At 72.4% G+C, this 24,137-nt stretch carries 23 protein-coding genes, 1 tRNA gene and 1 pseudogene; 9 read left to right on the forward strand and 16 right to left on the reverse strand.

Annotation, left to right across the window (positions count from 1 at the left end):
- Positions 1–12: 12 nt before the first annotated feature.
- From ACGH7X_RS33915 to ACGH7X_RS33945, 7 genes and pseudogenes are all read right to left on the reverse strand, one after another.
- Positions 13–1,158: an amidohydrolase family protein gene (locus tag ACGH7X_RS33915; protein WP_399892696.1), complete on the reverse strand. Its 1,146-nt coding sequence runs from the start codon at positions 1,156–1,158 to the stop codon at positions 13–15.
- Position 1,159: 1 nt separating this feature from the next.
- Positions 1,160–2,560, reverse strand: coding sequence for a glutamine synthetase (locus ACGH7X_RS33920; RefSeq protein WP_399892699.1), 1,401 nt, complete (start codon positions 2,558–2,560; stop codon positions 1,160–1,162).
- A 114-nt stretch (positions 2,561–2,674) separates the two neighbouring features.
- Positions 2,675–3,520, reverse strand: coding sequence for a hypothetical protein (locus tag ACGH7X_RS33925; protein ID WP_399892702.1), 846 nt, complete (start codon positions 3,518–3,520; stop codon positions 2,675–2,677).
- Positions 3,521–3,646: 126 nt separating this feature from the next.
- A complete protein-coding gene (locus ACGH7X_RS33930; RefSeq protein ID WP_399892705.1) occupies positions 3,647–4,297 on the reverse strand; it encodes an endonuclease in 651 nt (216 codons plus the stop codon).
- Between the two features lie 2 nt (positions 4,298–4,299).
- Positions 4,300–4,632, reverse strand: a complete 333-nt coding sequence (locus tag ACGH7X_RS33935; protein ID WP_399892708.1) for a DUF3140 domain-containing protein — start codon at positions 4,630–4,632, stop codon at positions 4,300–4,302.
- A 50-nt stretch (positions 4,633–4,682) separates the two neighbouring features.
- Positions 4,683–4,913, reverse strand: a pseudogene (locus ACGH7X_RS33940) (WhiB family transcriptional regulator); the annotation flags it as partial.
- Between the two features lie 67 nt (positions 4,914–4,980).
- Positions 4,981–5,787: a lysophospholipase gene (locus tag ACGH7X_RS33945; RefSeq protein WP_399892710.1), complete on the reverse strand. Its 807-nt coding sequence runs from the start codon at positions 5,785–5,787 to the stop codon at positions 4,981–4,983.
- 132 nt (positions 5,788–5,919) lie between these two features.
- Here ACGH7X_RS33945 and ACGH7X_RS33950 point away from each other — a divergent pair, with 132 nt between their 5' ends.
- Positions 5,920–7,107 carry a thiolase family protein gene (locus ACGH7X_RS33950; RefSeq protein WP_399892713.1) on the forward strand — a complete coding sequence of 396 codons (1,188 nt, stop codon included), beginning with the start codon at positions 5,920–5,922 and terminating at the stop codon, positions 7,105–7,107.
- Between the two features lie 100 nt (positions 7,108–7,207).
- On the forward strand, positions 7,208–7,981 hold the full coding sequence (locus ACGH7X_RS33955; RefSeq protein WP_399892716.1) for a sulfite exporter TauE/SafE family protein: 774 nt from the start codon (positions 7,208–7,210) through the stop codon (positions 7,979–7,981).
- On the opposite strand, the gene ACGH7X_RS33960 is transcribed toward ACGH7X_RS33955, so the two are convergent.
- The 3 genes from ACGH7X_RS33960 to ACGH7X_RS33970 all read right to left on the reverse strand — a co-directional run bounded on the left by ACGH7X_RS33960 (position 7,908) and on the right by ACGH7X_RS33970 (position 11,493).
- Entirely contained in the window at positions 7,908–10,028 is a 2,121-nt protein-coding gene (locus ACGH7X_RS33960) for an MDR family MFS transporter (RefSeq protein WP_399892719.1), read from the reverse strand. The two genes, ACGH7X_RS33955 and ACGH7X_RS33960, sit on opposite strands and share 74 nt — an antisense overlap.
- 108 nt (positions 10,029–10,136) lie before the next feature.
- Positions 10,137–10,910, reverse strand: a complete 774-nt coding sequence (gene cobF / locus ACGH7X_RS33965) for a precorrin-6A synthase (deacetylating) (protein WP_399892722.1) — start codon at positions 10,908–10,910, stop codon at positions 10,137–10,139.
- Positions 10,911–10,977: 67 nt separating this feature from the next.
- Entirely contained in the window at positions 10,978–11,493 is a 516-nt protein-coding gene (locus tag ACGH7X_RS33970) for a DUF309 domain-containing protein (protein WP_399892725.1), read from the reverse strand.
- 100 nt (positions 11,494–11,593) lie between these two features.
- On the opposite strand from ACGH7X_RS33970, the gene ACGH7X_RS33975 reads away from it, so the two are divergent.
- Positions 11,594–11,667 (forward strand) — tRNA-Pro (locus ACGH7X_RS33975).
- A gap of 70 nt (positions 11,668–11,737) precedes the next feature.
- Here the strand turns inward: ACGH7X_RS33975 and ACGH7X_RS33980 are convergent.
- Positions 11,738–12,160 carry an ankyrin repeat domain-containing protein gene (locus tag ACGH7X_RS33980; protein WP_399892728.1) on the reverse strand — a complete coding sequence of 141 codons (423 nt, stop codon included), beginning with the start codon at positions 12,158–12,160 and terminating at the stop codon, positions 11,738–11,740.
- 644 nt (positions 12,161–12,804) lie between these two features.
- Between ACGH7X_RS33980 and ACGH7X_RS33985 the strand changes: the two genes are divergently transcribed.
- Positions 12,805–13,791, forward strand: coding sequence for an aldo/keto reductase (locus ACGH7X_RS33985; protein ID WP_399892731.1), 987 nt, complete (start codon positions 12,805–12,807; stop codon positions 13,789–13,791).
- A 17-nt stretch (positions 13,792–13,808) separates the two neighbouring features.
- Here the strand turns inward: ACGH7X_RS33985 and ACGH7X_RS33990 are convergent, their stop codons facing one another.
- From ACGH7X_RS33990 to iolC, 5 genes are read right to left on the reverse strand one after another with little or no spacing between them, the layout of a single operon-like run.
- Entirely contained in the window at positions 13,809–14,594 is a 786-nt protein-coding gene (locus tag ACGH7X_RS33990; protein WP_399892734.1) for a GntR family transcriptional regulator, read from the reverse strand.
- Between the two features lie 49 nt (positions 14,595–14,643).
- On the reverse strand, positions 14,644–16,518 hold the full coding sequence (gene iolD, locus ACGH7X_RS33995; protein WP_399892737.1) for a 3D-(3,5/4)-trihydroxycyclohexane-1,2-dione acylhydrolase (decyclizing): 1,875 nt from the start codon (positions 16,516–16,518) through the stop codon (positions 14,644–14,646).
- Positions 16,515–17,408: a 5-deoxy-glucuronate isomerase gene (gene iolB, locus ACGH7X_RS34000; protein WP_399892740.1), complete on the reverse strand. Its 894-nt coding sequence runs from the start codon at positions 17,406–17,408 to the stop codon at positions 16,515–16,517. The genes iolD and iolB overlap by 4 nt, the downstream gene beginning before the upstream one ends.
- A gap of 25 nt (positions 17,409–17,433) precedes the next feature.
- Entirely contained in the window at positions 17,434–18,330 is an 897-nt protein-coding gene (locus tag ACGH7X_RS34005) for a deoxyribose-phosphate aldolase (RefSeq protein ID WP_399892744.1), read from the reverse strand.
- Between the two features lie 13 nt (positions 18,331–18,343).
- Positions 18,344–19,306 carry a 5-dehydro-2-deoxygluconokinase gene (gene iolC, locus ACGH7X_RS34010; protein ID WP_399892747.1) on the reverse strand — a complete coding sequence of 321 codons (963 nt, stop codon included), beginning with the start codon at positions 19,304–19,306 and terminating at the stop codon, positions 18,344–18,346.
- A gap of 235 nt (positions 19,307–19,541) precedes the next feature.
- Between iolC and ACGH7X_RS34015 the strand changes: the two genes are divergently transcribed.
- The 5 genes from ACGH7X_RS34015 to ACGH7X_RS34035 all read left to right on the forward strand — a co-directional run bounded on the left by ACGH7X_RS34015 (position 19,542) and on the right by ACGH7X_RS34035 (position 24,121).
- The gene (locus ACGH7X_RS34015; RefSeq protein WP_399892750.1) at positions 19,542–20,564 is read left to right on the forward strand and encodes a sugar ABC transporter substrate-binding protein; all 1,023 of its coding nucleotides are present in this window, start codon (positions 19,542–19,544) and stop codon (positions 20,562–20,564) included.
- Positions 20,564–21,640, forward strand: coding sequence for an ABC transporter permease (locus ACGH7X_RS34020; protein WP_399892753.1), 1,077 nt, complete (start codon positions 20,564–20,566; stop codon positions 21,638–21,640). The genes ACGH7X_RS34015 and ACGH7X_RS34020 overlap by 1 nt, the downstream gene beginning before the upstream one ends.
- Positions 21,641–21,646: 6 nt before the next feature.
- On the forward strand, positions 21,647–22,687 hold the full coding sequence (locus tag ACGH7X_RS34025) for an ATP-binding cassette domain-containing protein (RefSeq protein WP_399892756.1): 1,041 nt from the start codon (positions 21,647–21,649) through the stop codon (positions 22,685–22,687).
- 2 nt (positions 22,688–22,689) lie between these two features.
- A complete protein-coding gene (locus tag ACGH7X_RS34030; RefSeq protein ID WP_399892759.1) occupies positions 22,690–23,592 on the forward strand; it encodes a sugar phosphate isomerase/epimerase family protein in 903 nt (300 codons plus the stop codon).
- A 115-nt stretch (positions 23,593–23,707) separates the two neighbouring features.
- Complete coding sequence (locus tag ACGH7X_RS34035) at positions 23,708–24,121, forward strand: VOC family protein (RefSeq protein ID WP_399892761.1); 414 nt, start codon at positions 23,708–23,710, stop codon at positions 24,119–24,121.
- Positions 24,122–24,137: the final 16 nt, after the last annotated feature.

The following is a 24,137-nucleotide window of genomic DNA, read 5'->3' on the forward strand; positions in this document are numbered from 1 at the left end:
CTCCCACGCCGCTCAGCCGTCGTCCAGCGGGCCGCCGGGCAGCCGGTAGACCCTGCGGGCATTGTCGCGCCCCGCCCAGCGTGCGAGGCGCAGCGCGTCCGGCAGGGCCAGTTCGTCGGCGTCCAGCCGCTCCTGAAGCAGCCCGGCCAGCCCCTGCCGGAAGGCCAGTGCCCCCAGGTGGTGGAACTCGGCCACCCCGTAGGCGTCGGAGCTGTAGAGCAGCTTGCGGAACGGGGTGATCTCCAGCGCCTCCGCGAGGATCGCGCCCGCCCGCGCGGGACCGACGTGGTGCAGGGTGAGACCCACGTCGAGGTACACCCGTTCGAAGACCGCCGACAGGTAGGCCGCCTGGCGCTGGTAGGGCCAGCAGTGCAGCAGCAGGACCGGGATCGTGCCGGCGGTCAGGTGCAGCCAGTCGGTCAGGTGGGTCGGATCCACGCGGTGCATGCGGATGTCGCTGTCGCCGAATCCCGTGTGCAGTTGCAGCGGCCGCCCGAGGTCCACGGCGGTCCACAGCAGGTGCCGCATCAGCACCGGGTCCTCGAGCCGCCCGCCGCGCGCGAGCCAGTGCCGGGCGGCTTCGGTGACCTCGCCGGTCGAGGGCCGGGACGGGTCCAGGTCGAAGCCCGTGCGGTAGGCCGCCACCGACTTGACCGCCACCACGCCCGCCCGCCGGACCGCCTCCCACGCGGCCGCGCGGAACGCCGCCGCGTACGCGTCCGGCTCCACGCCCCCGGCCGCCACCGCCTCCGCGACCGCCTCCAGCCGGACCACCTCGTACGCCGTCGCGCCCGCCGCCTCCGCCAGCTCGGCCGGCGCGGTCACCCGGTGCGGGGCGTACCCGGTGTCCACGCAGAACACGCCCGTGCCCGCGGCCCGCAGGAACCGCCTGTTCACCTCGGCGGCGCCCAACTCGGCCCGCCGGGCCAGGTACAGGTCGGGCGGCGCGTGGCGCGGCAGGTCCAGCAGGGGCGCGCAGTGCCGGCGTACGGCGAGGCCGACCGGGCTGTCGAAGGGGGAGACGCCGGGCCACGACCCGCCCTCGGTGAGCAGGGACTCGAAGCCCTCCCGGTCCAGGTCGTCCGTGGTGGCGCCGTGGCAGTGGTGGTCCACCAGGTGCAGCGCGCCCAGTCTCTCGTGGACGGGTCCGGCCGCCATGTCAGTACTTCCAGCGGTAGGCCGCCGCCACCCGGTCGTCGTCCAGCCCGTCGACCGCCTCGATCTCCCCGAGCCGTACGGCGGCCACCGCGTCGGCCAGCACCGGCCCCAGCGCGGTCCGGAGCACACCGTCCGCGCGGAACGCCTCCACCGACTCCGCGAGCGAGCCCGGCAGCCGGCGCACCCCGCGGGCCTCGGCCTCGGCCACGTCCAGCCGGGCCGGGTCGCCGGTGATCTCCTCGGCCAGGGGCGCGGACGACGCGAGCCCGTCGAGACCGGCGGCGATCACCGAGGCGAGGGCGAGGTAGGGGTTGGCGGCGAGGTCGACCGGCTTCACCTCCAGGTTCGCCGCCCGCTCGCGCACCCCGGCGGTCCCGGTGACGATCCGCAGAGCGGCCTCGCGGGTCTCCCGGCCCCAGGCGGTGAACACCCCCGCCCACTGCGAGGGCCGCAGCCGCAGGTGGCTGGCCGGGCTCGGCGCGGTCATCGCCGTGAGCGCGGGGAGGTGGTCCAGCACCCCGGCGACGAAGGACTCCGCCTCGGCGGTCATGCCGTACCGGCCCGCACCTCCCGCGTGCAGGTTCCTTCCGTCGCGCCAGGCGGAGAGGTGGAGGTGCCCGCCGTTGCCGACGCCCCGCCCGAGGACCGCCGGGGCGAAGGAGACCCGCAGCCCGTGCCGCCGCGTCACGGCGCGGATCGTCTGGCGCACCAGCACGCTGCGGTCGGCCGCCGCCACCGGGTCGAGCGCGCCCACCGAGACCTCGAACTGCCCCGCCGCGTACTCGGGATGGAGCTGCTCCACGTTCACGCCCTGCGCCGCGAGCGCCGCCAGCAGGTCGGCGGCGCAGTCGCTCAGCTCGACCTGCCGGGTGGCCCCGTAGGCCGGTCCCGACACCGCGGGTACGAACGCGTCGCCGTCCGTGTCGCCCCGGCCCACGGTCCACTCGATCTCGACGGCGGCCCGGAACGTGAGGCCGTACCGCTCGGCGGCCCGGGCCACCGTCCGGCGCAGGACGGTGCGCCCGCACGCCGGATGCGGGTCGCCCTCCTGTGTGATCCGGTCGACCGGCGCCCACGCCCAGCCGGGCTGCGCCGCCAGTACGGTCAGCCGGTCGAGGTCGGGGTAGAGGCGCAGGTCGCCGTCGGGGGAGCCGAGGACGTCCGTGGCGACGATCGCGTCGTTCGCCAGGAAGGTGTCGAACACCGGCGACATGCCGACGCCCCAGGCCGCGGCCGAGGCGAGCTTCGCCGTCGGCACCGTCTTCACCCGGGTGATCCCGGCCGTGTCGACGTACGCCAGCACGACGCCGTGCACGCCCCGCCCGGCCAGCTCACCGCTCAGCGCGGTGGCCCGCTCGACCTCGCCGGGACGCCCGCCGGGCACGGGGTCGCTCTCGCTCACGTCTCGGCTCCTTCGCGCGTGCGCCGTCCGTCGCGGACCATTGTGCCGCCGCGATGATCACCCTGTCCGGGTTTCGCCGGATGTGCGCAAGGCGCGGTGGAAGCCGCACCGGGGTCAGTCCAGGTCGGTGGGCTGCGGCGAGGGGGTCCCGCCGTCCAGGACGGTCTTCAGGCGCTCGGTGCCCTGGCGCACGCCCCGCTCGACGGAGGAGGTCTGGGGGCCGTCCAGGCCGCCGCCCGTGACGGTGAGGGCGGAGGTGCCGACGCGTACGGCGGCGACGTCCAGGCTGAGCGTGACCGGGGTGCCGTCGGCGGTGCCCTGCACGGTCACGTGCAGTCCCTCGCGGGCGTCGCCCACGTCGGGCACCGAGGCCTCGGTCACCTGGACGGTGCGCTTGTCGCCGCGGGAGTCGGTCGCGGTGAACTCGTCGCACGTCTGCGGCAGGGAGTCCAGCCACTTCAGGCGGTCGTCGAGGCCGGCGCGGTCGTAGCCGGCGACCTGCTCGAGGAGACGGGCGTCGCCCTGCTCGAAGCCGGTGAGGGCCGACGGTCCCGACGGCTCGCCCAGCAGGTTGTCGCGGTAGAGCCCGTCGAGCAGCTGCTGACAGTCCGCGGCGTCGGCCTTCGCGGTGAGGAAGTCGGAGACGTCGACCTCGCCGACGAGCAGCCGGTCGCGCCACTTGTCCGCGTCCTGGACCTGGTTCCAGTCGTCCTCCAGGTCGGCCTCGGTGAGCAGGGCGGCCTTGGCGCCGGACTCGGTGAGGGCGGAGGGGGAGGCGCTGGGCGAGCCGCTCGGGGTCTGCCTCGCCGCGTTCTGCTCGGCGATCCCGGCCTGTTCGGCGGCGGTGTCCGAGGCGGTTCCCGACCCGCCGCCGTCCGAGCAGGCCGCGGTGGTCAGCAGCGCGCCCGCCGCCAGCGCGGAGGCCAGGAGACGGGCGGGGTGGGACGGACGACGGCTCATCGCGGGATGCCTCCTGGGACGGGAAACGGTGTCCTCAGCGCATCACCGCACCCGTGGACCCACCAGCGCACGGGCCTGTTCGGGTGACCGGTCACCGACCGGGAGGGGGCAGCAGGCCCGGCGGACTCAGCCGGCCCGCTCCAGGGTGTCCCTGCCGACTTCCTTGTCCACCGCCGCACGTACCAGCGCGGCCGCGAGCACCGCCGGTTCCGTCGACCGGGCCAGAGCGACGAGCCGCTCCGGGTCCCCGGGCAGACCGAGGCGTTCCGCGCCCTGGAGGGCCTTGCGGTCCAGGTAGGGGGCCGCCTCCGGCCAGACGAGCTGGGCCTCGCGCAGGAAGATGTCCGCGCCGGTCGGACCCACTCCGGGGAACTCCTGGAGCAGCCGCCGTACTTCGGAGACGTCGCCGTCCGCCTCCTCGCGCAGCCGGCGCAGGTCACCGCCCCACCGCTCGGTGAGCAGTTCGGCGGCCTCGCCGAGCTGCGTGGCGGTGCGCTCGTCGTAGCGCCGGTATCCGCCCCGGCCGAGTGCGTCCACCCGCTCCTGCCAGTCGGCGTCGGCCATGCGGCGCGGGTCGCGCAGCCCCGCCTCGCCGAGGGCACGGGCCGCGGCGACCGCGATGGAACCGCTGATACGGGCACTGAGCAGATGGGCGAGGACCAACAGCCGGTACAGCGGCTGCGGGGTGTCCTTGAGCCGGATGCCCGCCTCTTCGGCGTACGTCCGGCCGTGCGCGTCGACGAGTTCGCGTACGACCCGCCGTTGGTCGCGGCTCACGGCTACGGCTTCAGCGGGTCGTGACCGACCGTCATGAGCCGGTGCCTGAGCCCGGTGTCGTCGGACCGGGGCTCGTTCTCCAGGTCGGTGCGCGAGGTCACGGTGTCCACGACCTCGCGCATCGCACGGAGGTCGTCCTCCGTCAGGTCCGTGCGGCGTTTCTGCAGGATCGCGAGGACGTGCTGTCCCAGTGGCGGTCCGGCGTCGTCCGGCAGCGGCTCGGTCAGCTCGCCGGAGTCCCGTACCCGCAGCCAGTCGGCGAGTTCCGCGGAGGTCATGTTCACCACGCGGTGGAAGTCCTCCCACAGCGCGTCGAGTTCGAGGGCGTCGGCCATGAGGTGCCCCTCTTTTCGTGCGTATGTGCGTTCGGTGCGTTACGTGCGTACCGCCTGGTCAGCCGGAGCAGGGCGACGCGCTCGTCCTCGTCGGTGCCGCCCCACACGCCCGACGTCTGCCCCGACTCCAGCGCGAACGTCAGGCACTGGGAGGTCACCGGGCATCTGGTGCAGACACGCTTGGCGGCCGCCGTGTCCCGCAGGGCGGGTCCGGCGGTGCCCACCGGGAAGAACAGATCGGGGTCCTCATCCACGCAGGCGGCGCGGCGCAACCACTCCATGCGGGCGCGGGTGCCCATGGGGCCCGGGAGCAAACGCCCGGCGGGCGTCCGCCGTGGAGACCGGCCGTCAGCGGGCGAGTACGCCGTCCAGGAACCGCGTGAGGTCCGCGAACACCTCCGCGCGGTTGGTCTCGTTGAAGACCTCGTGCCGGGCGCCCGGGTAGATCCGCTCGGTCAGGTCGCCGCCGCTCAGCGGCTCGACGCCGACGCGGCTGCCGGGCAGCGGCACCAGCCGGTCGTCGTCCCCGTGCACCCACAGCAGCGGCAGGCGGCCGACGTCGCCGCTCCTGGCGACGGTCTCCAGCGTCCGTACGAACGCCTCGAGGGTCGGCCGTTTCATCGGCCCGTGCCACACCAGCGGGTCCGCCGCGTACGCCGCGCCGACCGCCGGGTCGCGGGAGAGCGAGGCCGGGCTGATCGGCGTGTCGGGGATCTCCTCGAGGGCGAGCAGCCGGCGCGGCAGCTCCCAGTCGCCGATCACGGGGCCGGACAGCACCAGCGCGGTCAGCCCTGGGTGGCGCTGGGCGTAGCGGGCGGCGACGAGGCCGCCCATGGAGTGCCCGATCATGACGACCGGCAGGCCGGGGTGGGCGCCCCGGGCCAGCTCGGCCACGGCGTGCACGTCGGTGACCACGTCCTCGAAGTCCTCGATCACCACCCGCTCGCCGTCCGACCGCCCGTGCCCGGTGTGATCCGGTGCGTAGACGGCCGCGCCGTGCCCGGTCAGGACGCCGGCCACCTCCTCGTAGCGGCCGGTGTGCTCGCCGTATCCGTGGACCAGCAGCGCGACGTAGCGGGGCCGCCCGGCGGGCCACTCGCGGACGGTGATCCGTCCCCGCGTTCCGTTCAGGGTGTGCTCGCGGGCCTCGGCCATGTCTCCTCCGGGTGCGTCGCTGACGGTCCTCGGAGGATCTTCCCAGGACACGGGACGGCGGTCTATAGTCCAAAACTAGCAGTGCTAATTAAGGTGCTGCTACGGAGACAGTGCCCATCAAGGAGTCACCTCGTGCGTCCCGTCCACTTCGCGGCCGCCCGCCGCACCCCGATCGGCAAGCTGCGCGGCGCCCTGTCCGCCGTGCGGCCCGACGACCTCGCCGCCGCAGTGATCCGGGGCCTGGTCGCCGACGTGCCCGCGCTCGACCCCGCCCGCGTCGACGACGTCTACTGGGGCGCCGCCAACCAGGCGGGCGAGGACAACCGCAACGTCGCCCGGATGGCCGCCCTGCTCGCGGGCCTGCCCGAGACCGTGCCCGGCGCCACCGTGAACCGGTTGTGCGCCTCCGGCCTCGAGGCCGTCACGACCGCCGCCCGCACCATCGCAGCGGGCGAGGCCGACGTCGTGCTCGCCGGCGGCTCGGAGTCGATGAGCCGCGCCCCCTTCGTCCTGCCCCGCCCCGACGAGGCGCTGCCGCACCGCATCGAGACCGTCGACACCCGGCTGGGCTGGCGCCTGGTCAACCCGGCGATGAAGGACCTGCACGGCCTGCTGGCCATGGGCGAGACGGCGGAGGAGGTCGCCGAGCGGTACGGCGTCCCGCGCGAACGCCAGGACGAGTTCGCCCTGCGCAGCCACCACCTCGCCGCCGAGGCCCGCAAGTACGGCCACTTCGACGACGAGATCCTCCCCGTCGAGCGCCCCGACGGCGTGGTCGTCGACACCGACGAGTGCGTCCGCGAGGACACCTCCCTGGAGAAGCTGGGCCGCCTCAAGCCCGTCTTCCGCCCCGGCGGCACGGTCACCGCGGGCAACGCCTCCCCGATGAACGACGGCGCCGCCGGACTCCTGCTGGTCAGCGAGGAGGCCCTGAACGACCTGGGCCTGGAGTCGCTCGGCCGCTACGTCGCGGGCGGCTCGGCCGGCGTCCACCCGGACGTCATGGGCATCGGCCCGGTCCCCGCCACCCGCAAGGTCCTCGCCCGGGCCGGCTGGAGCATCGGCGACATCACGGAGGCCGAGTTCAACGAGGCGTTCGCCGCGCAGGCCCTCGCCTGCGTCGACCGGCTCGGCATCGACCCCGACCTGGTCAACCCCACCGGCGGCGCCATCGCACTGGGCCACCCGCTCGGCTGCTCCGGCGCCCGCATCCTCACCACCCTGCTCCACCGCATGCGCCGCTCGGGAGCCGCCCGTGGCCTGGCCACGATGTGCGTGGGCGTGGGGCAGGGCAGCGCGGTGCTGGTCGAGCGGCACTGACCGCACGACCGGTCGAGGCCCCGTACGGCGACCGCTAAGGATCAATGGGCGAGACGGTGCTTACGGTGCCGGACCGGTGCGCATAGCATCGGTCCCCGCAATGGACACCATGACGCTCTGGCACCTCACCGGCTGGGAATTCGCCGCCCTGGCCTTCGCGGCCCTGCTCGTCGGCTTCTCCAAGACCGCGGTGAGTGGGGCCAACACCGTCAGCCTGGCGATCTTCGCGGCGGTCCTGCCCGCTCGCGCCTCCACCGGCATCCTGCTGCCGGTGCTGATCGCCGGCGACGTCCTGGCCGTCCTGACCTACCGGCGGCACGCGCACTGGCCGACCCTGTGGCGGCTGTTCCCGGCGGTGGGGGTGGGGGTGGTCGTCGGCACCCTGTTCCTGGTGTGGGCCGACGACACGGTCGTCAGGACGTCGATCGGCGTGATCCTGCTGTTCATGGCCGGCGTGACGGTGTGGCGCCGGCGGCGGGCCGACGACGCGGAGCAGCCGGACGAAATCACCTCGCGCACCGGCCGCGTGAAGGCCCGCTCCTACGGGGTCCTCGGCGGGTTCACCACGATGGTCGCCAACGCGGGCGGCCCGGTGATGTCGATGTACCTGCTCTCCGCGGGCTTCCGCAAGCTCGGCTTCCTGGGTACGTCGGCGTTCTTCTTCCTGATCGTCAACGTGTCCAAGCTGCCCTTCAGTGCGGGCCTCGGCCTGATCGACGGCCGCTCACTGCTGCTCGACGCGGCACTGGTGGTCTTCGTGGTGCCCGGCGCGTTCCTCGGCAAGTGGGCCGTGAACCGGATCAACCAACGCCTGTTCGAGCGTCTGGTGATCGCGGCGACGATCGTGGGCGGTCTGCAGCTCCTGCTGGCCTGACCCGCTCCGGCAGGCCGTTGCTCAGGTCCTCCACCAGCAGGCGCTTGGCGATGGAGTCGACGGCGGCGCGCAGCTCGGTGTCCGAGGGGCGGCCGATGTCCTGCTCCACCCGGCTCTCCAGCCAGGTGGCCCAGGCCCGGCCGATGACCAGGGCCTCGCGGGCTCCCGCCTCGGTGTGCGAGAGCAGGGAGCCGTCGCGGGTCAAGAACCCCTCCTCGACCATGCGGTCGAAGACCGGCAGCAGCACCTCCGGCGGTACCCGGCGGCGGGCCGCGATCAGGCCGAGGCCGGCGTGCCCGACCAGCCGCGTGAACAGCTCGACCTGCATGACGGCCCAGGCACCGGCGACGTCCAGCCGGGTGTCGCTGTCGGCGATGAGCCGGCGCGCGGTGGCCGGCTCCGCACCGCCGATGATCTTTCCGACGGATGCCTCCAGGGCCCTGCGGCTGCTCGCGTCGTGCGGTGAGGCGAAGCCCTCGCCCATGTCCGTGGAGCCGGCGCGGGCGCTGTCGCGCAGCTGCACCTGCTTGAGGAACAGGGCGACGAGGAAGCCGACGGCCGCGACCGGCACCGTCCACAGGAACACGGTCTGGATGGTGTCCGCGTACGCGCCCACGATCGGCGCCGACGCGCCCGGCGGCAGCCCGTGCACGCCCTCCGGACTGGTCGCCGCCCTGCCGATCACCGACGGATCGGCGGCGCCGGTCGCCGCGGCGGCGGACACGCCGTCCCGCAGGTTGGGGCCGAGGGCGTTGGCGTAGATCGTGCCGAACACGGCGGTGCCGAAGGAGCTGCCCAGCGTGCGGAAGAAGGTGACGCCGGAGGTCGCGGTGCCGAGGTCGGCGTAGTCGACGGTGTTCTGCACGACGATGGTCAGCACCTGCATGGACAGGCCGATGCCCGTGCCCAGCACGAACATGTACAGCGACTCGAGCCCCGCGCCCGTGGACGGCCCCATCAGCGACATCAGGTACAGGCCGACCCCCATCACCAGGGTGCCCGCGATCGGGAACAGCCGGTAGCGCCCCGTCCTGCTGACCACGGTGCCGCTGAACACCGAGGCGATCAGCAGCCCCGCCACCATCGGCAGCGTCCGGACCCCGGAGACGGTGGCCGAGTCGCCGTCGACGTACTGCAGATAGGTCGGCAGATACGTCAGCGCGCCGAGCATCGCGAAGCCGACGATGAAGCTGAGGATCGAGCAGACCGTGAAGACCGGGTTGCCGAACAGCCGCATCGGGAGCATCGGTTCGGCCGCCCGGGTCTCCACCAGGCAGAACAGGGCGAGCGCGATCAGCCCGCCCGCGAACAGGCCGATGACGACGCCCGAACCCCATGCGTACTCGTTGCCGCCCCAGCTCGTCGCCAGGATCAGCGCGCTGGCGCCGACCGCGACCAGCGCGATGCCCAGGTAGTCGATGACGGGCCGGACGGCCGACTTCACCACCGGGATGGTGCGGGCGGCGGCGATGACGACCGCGATCGCGATGGGCACGTTGACGTAGAACGCCCAGCGCCAGGACAGGTGGTCGGTGAACAGCCCGCCCAGCAGCGGCCCGATGACCGTCGCGACCCCGAACACGGCGCCGATGGCGCCCTGGTACTTGCCGCGCTCCCGCAGCGGGATGACGTCCGCGATCAGCGCCATCGCCGTCACCATCAGGCCGCCCGCGCCGATGCCCTGCATCGCCCGCCAGGTGATCAGCAGCGGCATGTTGGTGGCCAGCCCGCACAGGAACGAGCCCGTGATGAACACGACCGCCGAGACCTGGAAGACCACCTTGCGGCCGAACAGGTCGCCGAACTTGCCGACCAGCACCGTCGCCACGGTCTCCGCGAGCAGGTACGAGGTCACCACCCACGACATGTGCGCGGCGCCGCCCAGGTCGGACACGATCGTCGGCAGCGCGGTGCCGACGATCGTCTGGTCCAGGGCCGCCAGCAGCACCCCGAGCATGATCGTGACGAAGACGATGTTGCGGCGTCGTCTGTCCAGCACGGGTGGCTGGGTGGCGGCGGTCCGCGGCGACTCCTCGGCGACTGTCACAGGGTCACGATCACACCGGTGCACTGGCCACGCATGCGGGAACGGTCCGCGCGGGTGTGGCCGCTCGCGGCCGCCGGACGGGCCCTGGCGTTGGCCGCCGGCCGGGCCTCAGCGTTGGCCGGGGTTGCGCCGCAGCAGATAGGTGTCCATGATCCATCCCTTGCGCTCGCGTGCCTCGGCCCGCAGCCGCTCGATGCGGGGCGCGGCCTCGGCGATCGGCCCGGAGTCGAGTATCTCGTCCGGGGTGCCCAGGTAGGCGCCCCAGTAGATGTCGATGTCCTGGTCCGCGTACCGGCGGAAGGTCTGGTGGGCGTCGAGCATCACGACGACGTCGTCCGCGTCCTGGGGGAAGCCCTCGGCGAGCCGCCGCCCGGTGGTGATCTGCACCGGCCGCGCCACCCGGTTCAGCCCGGTGCGGTGCCGGGCGACCAGCGAGGAGACACTGCTGATGCCGGGCACGACGTCGTACTCGAACGCCACCGTCCCGCGCTCCAGGATCTCCTCCAGGACGCCCAGCGTGCTGTCGTACAACGCGGGGTCGCCCCACACCAGGAACGCGCCGCTCCCGTCCTCGCCGAGCTCCTCGGCGATCAGCCGCGCGTAGATGCCGGCGCGGGCGCTGCGCCAGTCCCCGACGGCGGGGGAGTAGGCAGCGCCGCCCGCGCTCCGGTCCCGCTCGGGGTCGCGCGCCTCGACGATCCGATACGTCCCCTCCGGTATGTGCGTCTTCAGCATGTCCCGGCGCAGCCGCACCAGGTCGGCCTTCGCCTCGCCCTTGTCCAGGACGAAGAACACGTCCGTGCTCCGCAACGCCCTGACCGCCTGGAGCGTCAACTGGTCGGGGTCGCCCGCGCCGATACCGATCACATGAATTGTCCGCACGCCACGAGTCTGCCGTACGCCACTGACAACGCCCCGGCCGGGCCGTCCCGGGCGGCGGCGGGTGACTTCAGCCCCGCAGCCGGGGCGCCCGCGCCGCCGCGTCCACGGGGTGACCGGCCTCCACGTCCCGCGCCAGCTGCCCGGCCCACTCTGCGACCGACCCGAGATCCATCCCGTACGGCCGCTCCCGCCCGCCTCCCGGCGCCGCCCACTCCGTCACGGCGCCCGCACCGCGTCGCAGCAGCCTGGCCCCGCCGGTGACATTGCCGCGCGCCGCGTGCGTGAGCCCGACGGCCAGCTGGGCCATCCCCCGCCACAGCTCCCGCTCCTCGTCGGGGCCCGACTTCCAGGCGTCCTCGAAGACCTCGTGCGCGTGAAAGGGCTGCCCCGCGTCCAGCAGCCGCTGCGCCTCGGCGACCGTGTCCTCGGGGGCCCGTACGACGCCCTCCGGCTGCCGGGGCACACCGTCGGCGCCGTACGGCAACGGCCGCCCGAGCCCGTCCCGGGGCCGGGCGTTGCGCGCCCGCCCCTCGTCGTCGCGGTCCCGCGCGTCCACCGACTGGTTCGAGGCTGTGCTGTCCATGGGACCGATTGTCCCTCGCCCGTGCCCGCTTAGGCGTGGCCCGGTGTGTGGGGTAAAGTGCGGTCCGCGTGATCGCGCGGTTCACCGCGCGTGAGCACACCGGGACGTGGCGCAGCTTGGTAGCGCACTTGACTGGGGGTCAAGGGGTCGCAGGTTCAAATCCTGTCGTCCCGACGGTGTGGAGGGCCTTCTCGGACGCGAGTCCGAGAAGGCCCTTCTGCTGTGCCGGCCGCCTCCCCCCGGGTCAGTCCCGCGGCCGCGCCCCCGCCGCGACGAGCAGGTCCACCGTCTCCGGATGCGGCCCGTTCGCCGCCCAGTCGAGCGGCGTCCAGCCCGTGCCGTGGTCCTCCCGCAGGTTCGGGTCGGCTCCGTACTCCAGGAGTACCCGGACGGCCTCGGTGTGCCCCCAGCAGGCCGCCCCGCACAGGGGCGTGCCCTCCGAGCCGATCCCGCTCTCCGTGTCGGGACGGGCACCGGCCGACAGCAGCACGCGCACGATGCCGGCGGCCCCGCTCACTGACGCCACGTACAGCGGCGTGCTGCCCGCGGCGTCCGCCGTCTCGGCCGGCACCCCGACCCGCAGCGCGTCCCGCACCCGAGCGAGGTCGCCGACCAGCGCGGCGTCCACCAGACGCCGGGACAGCTTCTTGCACTTTCGCCTGTTCACAGGAGCCGAGCCTAAAAGGGGCTGCGGCAGGGCTCAGCGGGGCCGCGGCAGGGTTCAGTAGTTCGCGGTGGCGAGCATCCCGCCGTCCTCGTCGTACACCGTCACCAGCCCGTTGTCCGACTCGTAGCACGATACGAAGGCCGAGATGATCCGAAAATGTCGTTGCGCCGGTCCGCTCCGGTGACCTTGGTGATGTGCCCGGCGGCCGACTTCTCGGTGGCCGTGCCGGACTCGGCGACGCAGCCGCGGAATTCCTCGGCCTGGGTCCTGGACCGTGCCGCCGGTTCCTCCTTCCCCTCCTCCTTCCCCTCCTCGGGCTGTGGCTTGCCGTCGGCGGCGATGGCCTTGTCCTTGGCTCCACGGTCCGTGGAGTCGCCGGAGCCACCGCTGAGCGCTCCGGCGATGCCGAGGACCGCGACGAGGCCGATGACGCCGGCGCAGCCGAGACCTGCGATCTTGCCGACGCCGCGCTTCTTCTGCGGCTGTGCGAACCCGTGCGGTTACGCGAATCGGAGCCGAACCACTCGATCGAGGAGTTCGGCCGGTCACGCCCGATCGTCAGAAGGCGCTTGACTTGAAGTGCACTTCAAACTGAAGACTCCTCTTCGTACCCGGACGACCGGGTGCAAATGGGGAGGAACATCATGAAGTACCGCACGATAGGCACCGACCCGGCGCACCGCCGAGAGGTGAGTGTGCTCGCGCTCGGTGCGATGCTGTTCGGTTCGCGGACCGACGAGAAGACCTCTTTCGCCGTCCTCGACCGCTATGTCGAGGCCGGTGGGAACTTCATCGACACCTCCGACAACTACGCCTTCTGGACCGACGGCGGCCAGGGCGGTCAGAGCGAGGAACTTCTCGGCCGCTGGCGGCGCAGCCGCGGGGTCGGGGACGAGATCGTCGTCGCCACCAAGCTCGGCGCCAGGCCGCTGGCCCCCGGCACCAGCTACACCGACAACCCGGAGGGCCTGTCCGCGAAGGTGATCCGAGAGGCCGCCGAGCGCAGCAGGGAACGGCTCGGTCTGGAGAAGCTGGACCTGCTGTACGCGCACATCGACGACTACACCGTGCCGCAGCGCGAGACCGTCGAGGGGTTCGGCGAACTGGTCGCGGAGGGCACGGTCGGACTGCTCGGCGTGAGCAATCAGGCGGTGTGGCGCGTCGAGCGGGCCCGCGCCCTGGCCGCCGCGGCCGGGGTGCCCGGCTACGAGGTGCTCCAGTACCAGCACAGTCACCTGCGGCCCCGCTTCGACATACCCGGCGAGTTCTCCCCGGACGGCAGCCTCAGTCACGCCGGCGCCGAACTCCTCGGCTACCTGCGGGCCGAGCCCGCCCTGACGCTGGTCGCCTACACGCCCCTGCTGGCCGGCGCCTACGTTCGCGAGGACAAGCCGCTGCCCCCGGACTACGACCACCCGGGCACCCCGGCGCGGCTCGCGGTGCTGCGGGACATCGCGAAGGAGACCGGCGCCACGGTCAACCAGGTCGTCCTCGCTTGGCAGATCGGCGGAGCGCTGCCGATCGTGCCGTTGACCGGGGTCTCTTCGGTGGCCCAGCTCGAGGAGAACCTGACCGCGGTGGAACTGGAGCTGACGGAGGATCAGCGGGATCGGCTCGACGCGGTCCACTGAAGGCTACTGACCCTCCGTCAGTTCCTGACCAGCAGCTGGAAGTCGAACGCGTACCGGGACGCGCGGTAGATGTGCGTCCCGTACTCGACCGGCCGCCCGGTGTCGTCGTACGCCGTGCGCTGCATGGTCAGCAGCGCGGCGCCCTCCCGCTCGTCGAGGCGCTCGGCCTCCTCGCGGGAGGCGATGCGGGCGCCGACGGTCTGGCGGGCGCTGTGCAGGGTGATGCCGGACGCGCGCATCATCCGGTACAGGCCGGTCGACTCCAGCCGGGCGTCGTCCAGGTCCAGCAGCCCCGTCGGCAGGTAATTGCACAGCAGCGCCACCGGCTGGCCGTGGGTGAGGCGCAGCCGCTCCAGGAGGGTGACCTCGCTGCCCTCCGCGACACCGAGGGCCGCCGCCACCTCGGCGGTGGCCGGGGCGCTCTCGTTGCGCACCACCCGCGTGCCGGGTCCCTGCCCGGCCGCCTCCAGGTCGTCATAGAGGCTGCTCAGCTCCAGTGGGCGTTTGACCTGGCTGTGCACCACCTGGGTGCCGACCCCGCGCCGCCGGACCAGCAGCCCCTTGTCCACCAGGGACTGGATGGCCTGGCGGACGGTCGGGCGGGACAGGCCGAGGCGGACGGAGAGGTCGACCTCGTTGCCCAGCAGGTTCCCCGGGGCGAGGACGCCGTGTTCTATCGCCGCCTCCAACTGCTGGGCCAGCTGGTAGTACAGCGGCACCGGACTGCTCCGGTCCAGGGCGAAGTCCAGAGTGCTGAGCGCCGGGGCGGTCACGGCACGTGCGGGGTCGCCGGTCTTCGCCATGGACGTACCTCCCTTGCGTAGGTGACTGGCTGTCAGGGGGGCGGGGGCGTCAGAGGTGGTGGCGGCGGTCGGCGACCGCCCCCTCGTACCGCGCGCGGGCGTCGGTCGCGGCCTCGCGCGCGGACACCTCGGCCACCGGCACGTCCCACCACGCCTCGGCCGGGGGAGCGGACGGCGCGGGCGCCGTCTCGACGTACACGCACGTCGGGCGGGTCGCCGCGCGGGCCGTCGTCAGCGCCTCGCGCAGCTCCCGCACCGTCTTGGCGCGCAGTACGTCCATGCCGAGGCTGGCCGCGTTGGCGGCGAGGTCGACGGGGAGCGGGGCGCCGGTGAAGGAGCCGTCGGCCACGCGGTGGCGGTAGTCGGTGCCGAAGCGCTCGGCGCCCACCGACTCGGACAGGCCACCGATCGACGCGTAACCGTGGTTCTGGACCAGCACCAGCTTGACCGGCAGGTTCTCCTGCACCGCGGTGACGATCTCCGTCGGATTCATCAGATACGTGCCGTCGCCGACCAGGGCCCACACCGGCGTGCCGGGCGCGGCCTGCTGGACGCCGAGCGCGGCCGGGATCTCGTAGCCCATGCAGGAGTAGCCGTACTCCAGGTGGTACTGGCGCGGGGACCGGGCCCGCCACAGCTTGTGCAGGTCGCCGGGGAGCGAGCCGGCCGCGTTGATCACCACGTCCTCGTCGCCGACGACCGCGTCCAGGGCGCCCAGCACCTGCGTCTGGGTCGGCACCGCGCCGTCGTCGTCGGCGCGGAACGCCGCCCGGACCGTCTCCTCCCAACGGGCCTTTCCCGCCCCGTACTCCGCCTCGTACGCCGCGTCCACCCGGTGGTCCGGCAGCGCGTCCGTCAGCGCCGTCAGCGCCGCCCGCGCGTCGCAGACCAGCGTGCGGGCGGCCAGCTTGTGGGCGTCGAAGGCGGTGATGTTGAGGTTCAGGAAGCGGACGTCCGGGTGCTGGAAGAGGGTGCCGGAGGCGGTGGTGAAGTCCGAGTAGCGGGTGCCGACGCCGATCACCAGGTCCGCGGTGCGGGCCAGGTCGTCGCTCACGGCGGTGCCGGTGTGGCCGATGCCGCCGAGGTCGGCCGGGTGGTCGTGGCGCAGGGAGCCCTTGCCGGCCTGGGTGGAGGCGACCGGGATGCCGGTGGCGTCGGCGAAGGCCTTCAGCGCCTGCTCGGCCTCGCTGTGGTGGACGCCGCCGCCCGCGACGATCACCGGGCGCTCGGCGGCGCGGATCAGGTCCACGGCCTCGGCCAGTTCCACCGGGTCGGGGGCCGGGCGCCGTACCCGCCAGACGCGGTCGGCGAAGAACTGCTCCGGCCAGTCGTACGCCTCCGCCTGCACGTCCTGCGGAAGCGCCAGGGTGACCGCGCCGGTCTCGGCCGGGTCGGTGAGCACGCGCATCGCCCGGAGCGCGGACGCGACGAGGGCCTCCGGGCGGTTGACGCGGTCGAAGTACCGGGAGACCGGCCGCAGGGCGTCGTTGACCGACACGTCGGCCTCGACCGGGTGCTCCAGCTGCTGGAGCAGCGGGTCGGCGGCGTGCGAGGCGAAGTAGTCGCCGGGCAGCAGCAGGACCGGCAGACGGTTGACGGTGGCGAGGGCGGCGCCGGTGACCAGGTTGGTGGCGCCCGGGCCGATGGACGTCGTCACCGCCTGCGCCGACAGGCGGTTCAGCTGCCGGGCGTGGCCGACGGCCGCGTGCACCATGGCCTGTTCGCTGCGGCCCTGGTGGTACGGCATCGCGTCCGCGTACTCGACGAGCGCCTGGCCGATACCCGCCACGTTGCCGTGGCCGAAGATGCCCCAGGTGCCGGCGATCAGGCGGTGCCGTACGCCGTCGCGTTCGGTGTACTGCGCGGCCAGGAAGCGCACCAGGGCCTGGGCGGTGGTCAGTCGGCGGGTGGCGGCGGCGCTCATGCGGACCTCTCCGGTGCGGTGTAGAGGGGGAGCCGGGGGTCGACCGGTTGGTCCGGCCAGGTGTCCCGGATCCAGGCGTGGTCGGGGTGGTCGCAGATCAGCCAGGCGCGCTCGGCCTCCGGACCGGCCATGACGTTGAGGTAGTACATGTGGTGGCCCGGCACGGCCATGGACGGCCCGTGCCAGCCGTCGGGGATCAGCACGACGTCCCCGTCCCGCACTTCGGCGAGCACGTCCGTGCCCTTGCCCTGCCCGGACGGCGAGACCCGCTGGTAGCCGAGGCCGGGGGTGCCGTCGTGGCCGGCGAACTCGAAGTAGTAGATCTCCTCCAGCACCGACTCCTCGCCGGGGCGATGCTCGTCGTGCTTGTGAGGCGGGAAGGAGGACCAGTTGCCGCCGGGGGTGATCACCTCGACCGCGATCAGCTTGTCGCACTCGAAGACCCCGGCGGCACCGAAGTTGTTGACCTGCCGCGAGCAGTTCCCGGTGCCGCGCAGCTCCACCGGCACCGCCGACGCCGGCACGTAACGGCTGGGCAGACGGCGGGTGCAGCGGGCGCCGGTGAGCGCGAACCGGCCGCCGCCGGCGGACGTCACCGTCGTACGGGCGTCGCGCGGGACGTAGGCGAAGTCGCTGACGCCGCTGAAGACGCTGTCGCGGCCGGTGAGTTCGAAGGTGTCCTGGCCGAAGTCGTCGGCCGTCGCGACGGAGCAGCCGCCGCTGAGCGGCAGGACGATCCACTCGCTGTCGCCGCTGTCGAAGGTGTGGCTGCCGCCGGCCGGCAGCGACACCACGCGCAGGCCGGAGTAGCCCCAGCCGGCGCTCTCGGGTGTCACGTCCACGTCGTAGGGGCCGTCCGCGGTCCTGTCCGCGGGCAGGTGATACGTCATCTCCTGGTCCTCCGCCTCTCCTCGGTCACAGCAGTCCGACGGCCGTGTCCACCGCCTGCTCCACGCTGCCCTCGGCCGGGTAGAGCAGCGAGCGGCCGACGACCATGCCCTGCACGGTGGGCAGCCTCAGTGCCTTGCGCCAGCGTTCGTAGGCCGCGCTCTGGTCCGCGGGGGAGCCGCCTATGTCGCCGCCGAGCAGGACCGCGGGCAGCGTGGAGGTCTCCAGGACCTCGGCCATGTCGTCCGGGTCGTGGGTGACGGGCAGTTTCAGCCACGTGTAGGCGGAGGTGCCCCCGAGGCCCGAGGCGATGGCGATGGAGCGGGTGACGGCCTCGGCGGACAGGTCGTTGCGGAGCCGGCCCTCGACCCGGCGGGAGATGAAAGGCTCGACGAACAACGGCAGCTGGCACGCGGCCATGGCGTCGACCGCGCGGGCGCTCGCCTCCAGGGTGGTCAGCGAGCCGGGGTCGTCGTAGTCGATGCGCACCAGCAGCTTGCCCGCGTCGAAGCGCAGGCGGGCGATGTCCTCGGCGCGGTGGCCGGTGAAACGGTCGTCCATCTCGAAGGCGGCGCCCGCCAGGCCGCCCCGGTTCATCGAACCCATGACGACCTTGTTCTCCAGCACCCCGAGCAGCAGCAGGTCCTCCAGCACGTCGGCGGTGGCGAGCACCCCGTCGACGCCGGGCCTGGACAGCGCGGTGCACAGGCGTTCCAGCAGGTCGGCCCGGTTGGCCATGGCGAGCCGGCGGTCGCCGACGCCGAGCGCGCCGCGCGCCGGATGGTCGGCGGCCACGATCATCAGCCGGCCGGAGTCGCCGATCAGCGGACGGCGTACCCGGCGGGCCGCCGCCTCGGCGATCGCCTCCGGGTGCCGGGCTCTGACCGCGGTGAGGTCCGGGATGCTGGAGATGCTGAGGGACAAGACGTTGCTCCGTTCAGGGAGTGGCTCGCGCGAGGAGGTCGTCGACCTCCGCCTCGGTGGGCATCGCGGAGGAACAGGCGAGACGGGAGGCGACGAGGGCGCCGGCCGCGTTGGCGTACCGCATGATCCGCTCCAGCTCCCAGCCGGAGAGCAGACCGTGGCACAGGGAGCCGCCGAACGCGTCGCCCGCGCCGAGGCCGTTGACCACCTCGACCGGGACGGGTCGCACCTCGGCGGACCGGCCGTCGGCGTGGACGGCGAGGACGCCCTTCGGGCCCTGCTTGACGACGGCCAGTTCCACCCCGGCGGCCAGCAGTGCCTCGGCGCAGGCGCGGGGCTCGCGTACGCCCGTGGCGATCTCGCACTCGTCCAGATTGCCGACCGCGACGGTCGCGTGCCGCAGCGCCTCGGCGTAGTACGGGCGGGCCTCGTCCGGGTCGGCCCAGAACATGGGGCGCCAGTCCAGGTCGAAAACCGTGGTGCCGGACCCCGCGCGGTGGGCGAGGGCCGCCAGGGTCGCCGTACGGCTGGGTTCCTCGCTCAGTCCGGTGCCGGTCATCCAGAAGATACTGGCCGCCCGGATTGCGTCGAGGTCCAGCTCCTGCGGACGGATCTCCAGGTCGGGCGCCTTGGGCCGGCGGTAGAAGTACAGCGGGAAGTCGTCCGGCGGGAAGATCTCGCAGAACGTGACCGGAGTCGGGTAGGCGGCGACCGGCGTGACCCAGCGGTCGTCGACGCCGAACTCCTTGAGCGCCTGGTGCAGATAGCCGCCGAAGGGGTCGTCGCCGGTGCGGGTGATGACGGCCGCGGCGCGGCCGAGCCGGGCGGCGGCGACCGCCACGTTGGAGGCCGAACCGCCGAGAAACTTGCCGAAGGTCTCAACCTCCGCCAGGGGTACGCCCGTCTGCAAGGGATAGAGATCGACCCCGATGCGACCCATCGTGATCAGATCGAAATGCTGGACTGACTCGGCCATGTGCGACGCTCCTCGGGCTGGGCGGGGGGCCTGCCGCCTCCCAGGTGTATGACTCCGAGGCGACCGTGTCAATACTTTGTACTTACATTCGGACCTGCGAGTGAAATGATGTCTTGACAAAGTATTGACAGCGGGCGCCTCAAGGACTTGTATCCGGTCCCAGCGCAACAGCCGTTCTTCTCTGGTCTGGCACACGGCTTCCCGTCGCACAGTCGCACAGTGAGGTGCAGGAAAGATGGACCGCTCTTCGCACGCCCGCTCCCGCAGATTCGCCCCCGCGGTGGCCCTCGCCGCCGCCGCGGCCCTGACCCTCGCCGGCTGCTCGAGCAGCTCGGGCGGGAAGAAGGCCGACGACGAGGGCGACTCGGGCGCCTCAGCGGGCAAGGCGAACACCCCCCGCATGACCGTCGCCCTGGTCACCCACCAGGCACCCGGCGACACCTTCTGGGACATCGTCCGCAAGGGAGCGGAGGCCGCCGCCGCCAAGGACAACATCAAGCTCGTCTACTCCGCCGACCCGAACGCGGGCAACCAGGCCAACCTGGTGCAGAACGCGATCGACCAGAAGGTCGACGGCATCGCCGTCACCCTCGCCAAGCCGGACGCCCTGCGGAGCGTCCTCGGCAAGGCCGAGAAGGCCGGCATACCCGTGGTCGGGCTCAACTCCGGTCTGGCGGACTGGAAGAAGCTCGGCCTGATGGAGTTCTTCGGCCAGGACGAGACCGTGGCCGGCGAGGCGCTCGGCAAGCGGCTCAACGAGGACGGCGCCAAGAAGGCCGCCTGTGTGATCCACGAGCAGGGCAACGTCGGCCTGACCCAGCGCTGCGAGGGCGTGAAGAAGACCTTCGAGGGCTCGATCGAGAACCTCTACGTCAACGGCACCGACATGCCCTCGGTGAAGTCGACCATCACCGCCAAGCTCAAGCAGGACGGCGACATCGACCATCTCGTCACCCTCGGCGCCCCGTTCGCCATGACCGCCGTGCAGTCGGTGGACGAGGGCGGCAGCAAGGCCAAGATCGCCACCTTCGACCTCAACAAGGAACTGACCGGCGCCATCGAGAAGGGCGACATCGAGTTCGCCGTCGACCAGCAGCCCTACCTCCAGGGCTACCTCGCGGTCGACGGGCTGTGGCTCTACAAGAACAACGGCAACTACAGCGGCGGCGGTGAGCAGCCGGTGCTGACCGGTCCGGCCTTCGTCGACAAGTCCAACGTGAAGGCCGTCGCCGAGTTCGCCTCGAAGGGCACCCGGTGATGAGCATGGCCCAACAGGCTGAGCCGGCGGTGACCACACCGCCGGCCCCCGGCCCGGGGCAGGCCGACGGGCGGACCCGCGAGCGCCCCGTGGCGCTGCGGCTGCTCGCCCGGCCCGAGGTCGGGGTCTTCCTCGGCGCCGTCGCCGTGTTCGTCTTCTTCCTGATCGCCGCCCCCACGCTCCGCGACGGCGGCTCCATGGCGACGGTGCTGTACCAGTCGTCCACCATCGGCATCATGGCGCTGCCCGTCGCCCTGCTGATGATCGGCGGCGAGTTCGACCTGTCGGCCGGTGTCGCCGTGGTCACCTCGGCGCTCACCGCCGGCATGCTCAGCTACCAGCTGACGATGAACGTCTGGATGGGCGTGGTCGTCGCCCTCGTGGCCTCCCTCGCCGTCGGCGCCTTCAACGGCTGGGTGCTGATGAAGACCGGCCTGCCGAGCTTCCTGGTGACGCTGGCGACCTTCCTGGTCCTCCAGGGCGTCAACCTCGCCGTCACCAAGCTCGTCACCGGCAACGTCGCCACCGACGACATCAGCGACATGGACGGCTTCGACCAGGCCAAGGCCCTGTTCGCCTCGTCCTTCGACGTCGGCGGCGTCCAGGTGAAGATCACGGTCGTGTGGTGGCTGGTCTTCGCCGCCCTGGCCACCTGGGTCCTGCTGCGCACCAAGTACGGCAACTGGATCTTCGCCGTCGGAGGCAGCAAGGAGTCCGCCCGCGCGGTCGGCGTGCCCGTCACCTTCACCAAGATCACGCTGTTCATGCTGGTCGGCTTCGGTGCCTGGTTCATCGGCATGCACCAGCTGTTCTCCTTCAACACCGTGCAGTCCGGCGAGGGCGTCGGCCAGGAGCTGATCTACATCGCCGCGGCGGTGATCGGCGGCTGTCTGCTGACCGGCGGCTACGGCTCCGCCATCGGCCCGGTCTTCGGCGCCTTCATGTTCGGGATGGTGAACCAGGGCATCGTCTTCGCCGGCTGGAACCCCGACTGGTTCAAGGCCTTCCTCGGCGCGATGCTCCTCGGCGCCGTCCTCATCAACCTGTACGTCCGCCGCGCCGCGACCCGGAGGTGATCGGAAATGACCAGCAAGACCCCCGGAACCCCCGGAGCCCCCGGCACCCACGGCGCCGTCCTCGCCGACCCCGTACCCGAGCAGGACCGGCCGATCGTCGAATTGCGCCGCGCCGGCAAGGCCTACGGCAACATCCGCGCCCTGCACGGTGTCGACCTCGCCGTCCACCCCGGCCGGGTGACCTGTGTGCTCGGCGACAACGGCGCCGGCAAGTCCACCCTCATCAAGATCATCTCCGGGCTGCACCAGCACACCGAGGGCGAGTTCCTCGTCGACGGCGAGTCCGTGCGCTTCACCACCCCGCGCGACGCGCTGGGCCGCGGGATCGCCACCGTCTACCAGGACCTCGCCACCGTGCCCCTGATGCCGGTGTGGCGCAACTTCTTCCTCGGCTCCGAGATGACCAAGGGCCCCTGGCCGGTCCGCCGTCTCGACATCGACCGCATGAAGCGGACCGCGGACGAGGAACTGCGCAACATGGGCATCGTCCTGGACGACCTGGAACAGCCCATCGGCACCCTCTCCGGCGGCCAGCGCCAGTGCGTGGCCATCGCCCGAGCGGTCTACTTCGGCGCCCGCGTCCTCATCCTCGACGAGCCCACCGCCGCCCTCGGCGTCAAGCAGTCCGGCGTGGTCCTCAAGTACGTCGCCGCCGCCCGCGAGCGCGGCCTCGGGGTCATCTTCATCACCCACAACCCCCACCACGCCTACATGGTCGGCGACCACTTCAGCGTGCTGCGCCTGGGCACCCTCGAACTCAGCGCCGCCCGCGCCGACATCACCCTCGAGGCCCTCACCAACCACATGGCCGGCGGCGCCGAACTCGCCGCCCTCAAGCACGAGCTGGCGCAGGTCGGCGGCGTCGACGTGGACGCGCTCCCGGACGACACGCAGGATGCGCCGGGAGCCCCCGTGCCGGACAGTGCCGAGAAGACAGAAACCGCGGAGAAGACCGAAACGGCGGAGAAGACAGAAACCGCGGAGAAGACCGCCGGCGCAGAGAAGACCGACAGCGCCACATCCGGTACCGCCGAAGGGAAGGCCTGAAGATGCCCGCTGCCCTCGACCGCATCCGCGTCGGCTCGGCCCCCGACTCCTGGGGCGTCTGGTTCCCCGACGACCCCCAGCAGGTCCCGTGGGAACGGTTCCTGGACGAGGTCACCGAGGCCGGCTACGACTGGATCGAGCTGGGCCCCTACGGCTACCTCCCCACCGACCCCGCCCGGCTCGCCGACGAGGTGACCCGGCGCGGCCTCAAGGTCTCCGCGGGCACCATCTTCTGCGGGCTGCACCGCGGCCCCTCCGAGTGGGACGCCACCTGGGAACAGGTCAGCCGCGTCGCCGCGCTGACGCAGGCCATGGACGCGAAGCACCTCGTCGTCATCCCGTCCTTCTGGCGCGACGACAAGACCGCCGAGATCCTGGAACCGCCGGAGCTGACCGGCGAGCAGTGGACGCACCTCACCAAGGGCATGGAACGCCTCGGCCACGAGGTGCGGGAGACGTACGGCCTGGACATCGTCGTCCACCCGCACGCCGACACCCACATCGACACCGAGGAGCACGTCGAGCGCTTCCTGGACTCCACCGACTCCGACCTCGTCAGCCTCTGCCTGGACACCGGCCACTACGCCTACTGCGGCGGCGACAGCGTCAAGCTCATCGAGACCTACGGCGAGCGTGTCGGCTATCTCCACCTCAAGCAGGTCGACCCGGAGATCCTCGCCGAGGTGCGGGCGGGCGGGGTGCCGTTCGGCCCCGCCGTGCAGCGCGGTGTGATGTGCGAACCGCCGGCCGGCGTGCCCGATCTCGGCCCGGTGCTCACGGCGGCCCAGAAACTGGACGTGGACCTGTTCGCCATCGTCGAGCAGGACATGTACCCCTGCGAACCGGACAAGCCGCTGCCCATCGCGGTGCGCACCCGTAAGTTCCTGCGGTCCTGCGGCGCCTGAGACCGACCGCGCCGGCGGGGGAGCGTCCCGCCGGCGCGCCGCTCGGCGGGCCGTTGTCAGTGGTGCGCGCTAGCGTGCGCAGCACTGACCCTTCGTCCCGTTCCGGGAGGCAGACATGACCTCGCGTCTCAACCCGTACCTCAGCTTCGACGGCGACGCCCGACAGGCGATGGAGTTCTACGAGCAGGTGTTCGGCGGCACGCTGGCGCTGAACACCTTCGGCTCGGCCGGCATGCCGGACAGCGCGTACACCGACAAGATCATGCACGGCATGCTGGAGACCCCGAGCGGCTTCACCCTGATGGGCGCCGACACCCCGCCCGGGATGGAGCACACCCCGGGGAACAACTTCTCGGTGAGCCTCAGCGGCGACGACGACGCCGAGCTGCGCGGCTACTGGGAGAAGCTGTCCGCCGGCGGTTCGGTCGCCGTGCCGCTGGAGAAGCAGATGTGGGGCGACGTCTTCGGCATGTGCACGGACCGGTTCGGCGTTCCCTGGATGGTGAACATCGGCGAGCCGGCGAGCTGACCCCGCGGCCCGCCGG

Source organism: Streptomyces sp. BBFR51 (assembly GCF_044591655.1).
Classification (GTDB): Bacteria; Actinomycetota; Actinomycetes; order Streptomycetales; family Streptomycetaceae; genus Streptomyces.

Coding starts and splice junctions, on each gene's coding strand:
- ACGH7X_RS33915 (WP_399892696.1), bottom strand. CDS start 1,158: ATGGCGGCCGGACCCGTCCACGAGAGACTGGGCGCGCTGCACCTGGTG.
- ACGH7X_RS33925 (WP_399892702.1), bottom strand. CDS start 3,520: ATGAGCCGTCGTCCGTCCCACCCCGCCCGTCTCCTGGCCTCCGCGCTG.
- ACGH7X_RS33935 (WP_399892708.1), bottom strand. CDS start 4,632: ATGGCCGACGCCCTCGAACTCGACGCGCTGTGGGAGGACTTCCACCGC.
- ACGH7X_RS33945 (WP_399892710.1), bottom strand. CDS start 5,787: ATGGCCGAGGCCCGCGAGCACACCCTGAACGGAACGCGGGGACGGATC.
- ACGH7X_RS33955 (WP_399892716.1), top strand. CDS start 7,208: ATGGACACCATGACGCTCTGGCACCTCACCGGCTGGGAATTCGCCGCC.
- ACGH7X_RS33970 (WP_399892725.1), bottom strand. CDS start 11,493: ATGGACAGCACAGCCTCGAACCAGTCGGTGGACGCGCGGGACCGCGAC.
- ACGH7X_RS33985 (WP_399892731.1), top strand. CDS start 12,805: ATGAAGTACCGCACGATAGGCACCGACCCGGCGCACCGCCGAGAGGTG.
- ACGH7X_RS33990 (WP_399892734.1), bottom strand. CDS start 14,594: ATGGCGAAGACCGGCGACCCCGCACGTGCCGTGACCGCCCCGGCGCTC.
- iolD (WP_399892737.1), bottom strand. CDS start 16,518: ATGAGCGCCGCCGCCACCCGCCGACTGACCACCGCCCAGGCCCTGGTG.
- iolB (WP_399892740.1), bottom strand. CDS start 17,408: ATGACGTATCACCTGCCCGCGGACAGGACCGCGGACGGCCCCTACGAC.
- iolC (WP_399892747.1), bottom strand. CDS start 19,306: ATGGCCGAGTCAGTCCAGCATTTCGATCTGATCACGATGGGTCGCATC.
- ACGH7X_RS34015 (WP_399892750.1), top strand. CDS start 19,542: ATGGACCGCTCTTCGCACGCCCGCTCCCGCAGATTCGCCCCCGCGGTG.
- ACGH7X_RS34020 (WP_399892753.1), top strand. CDS start 20,564: ATGAGCATGGCCCAACAGGCTGAGCCGGCGGTGACCACACCGCCGGCC.
- ACGH7X_RS34025 (WP_399892756.1), top strand. CDS start 21,647: ATGACCAGCAAGACCCCCGGAACCCCCGGAGCCCCCGGCACCCACGGC.
- ACGH7X_RS34030 (WP_399892759.1), top strand. CDS start 22,690: ATGCCCGCTGCCCTCGACCGCATCCGCGTCGGCTCGGCCCCCGACTCC.
- ACGH7X_RS34035 (WP_399892761.1), top strand. CDS start 23,708: ATGACCTCGCGTCTCAACCCGTACCTCAGCTTCGACGGCGACGCCCGA.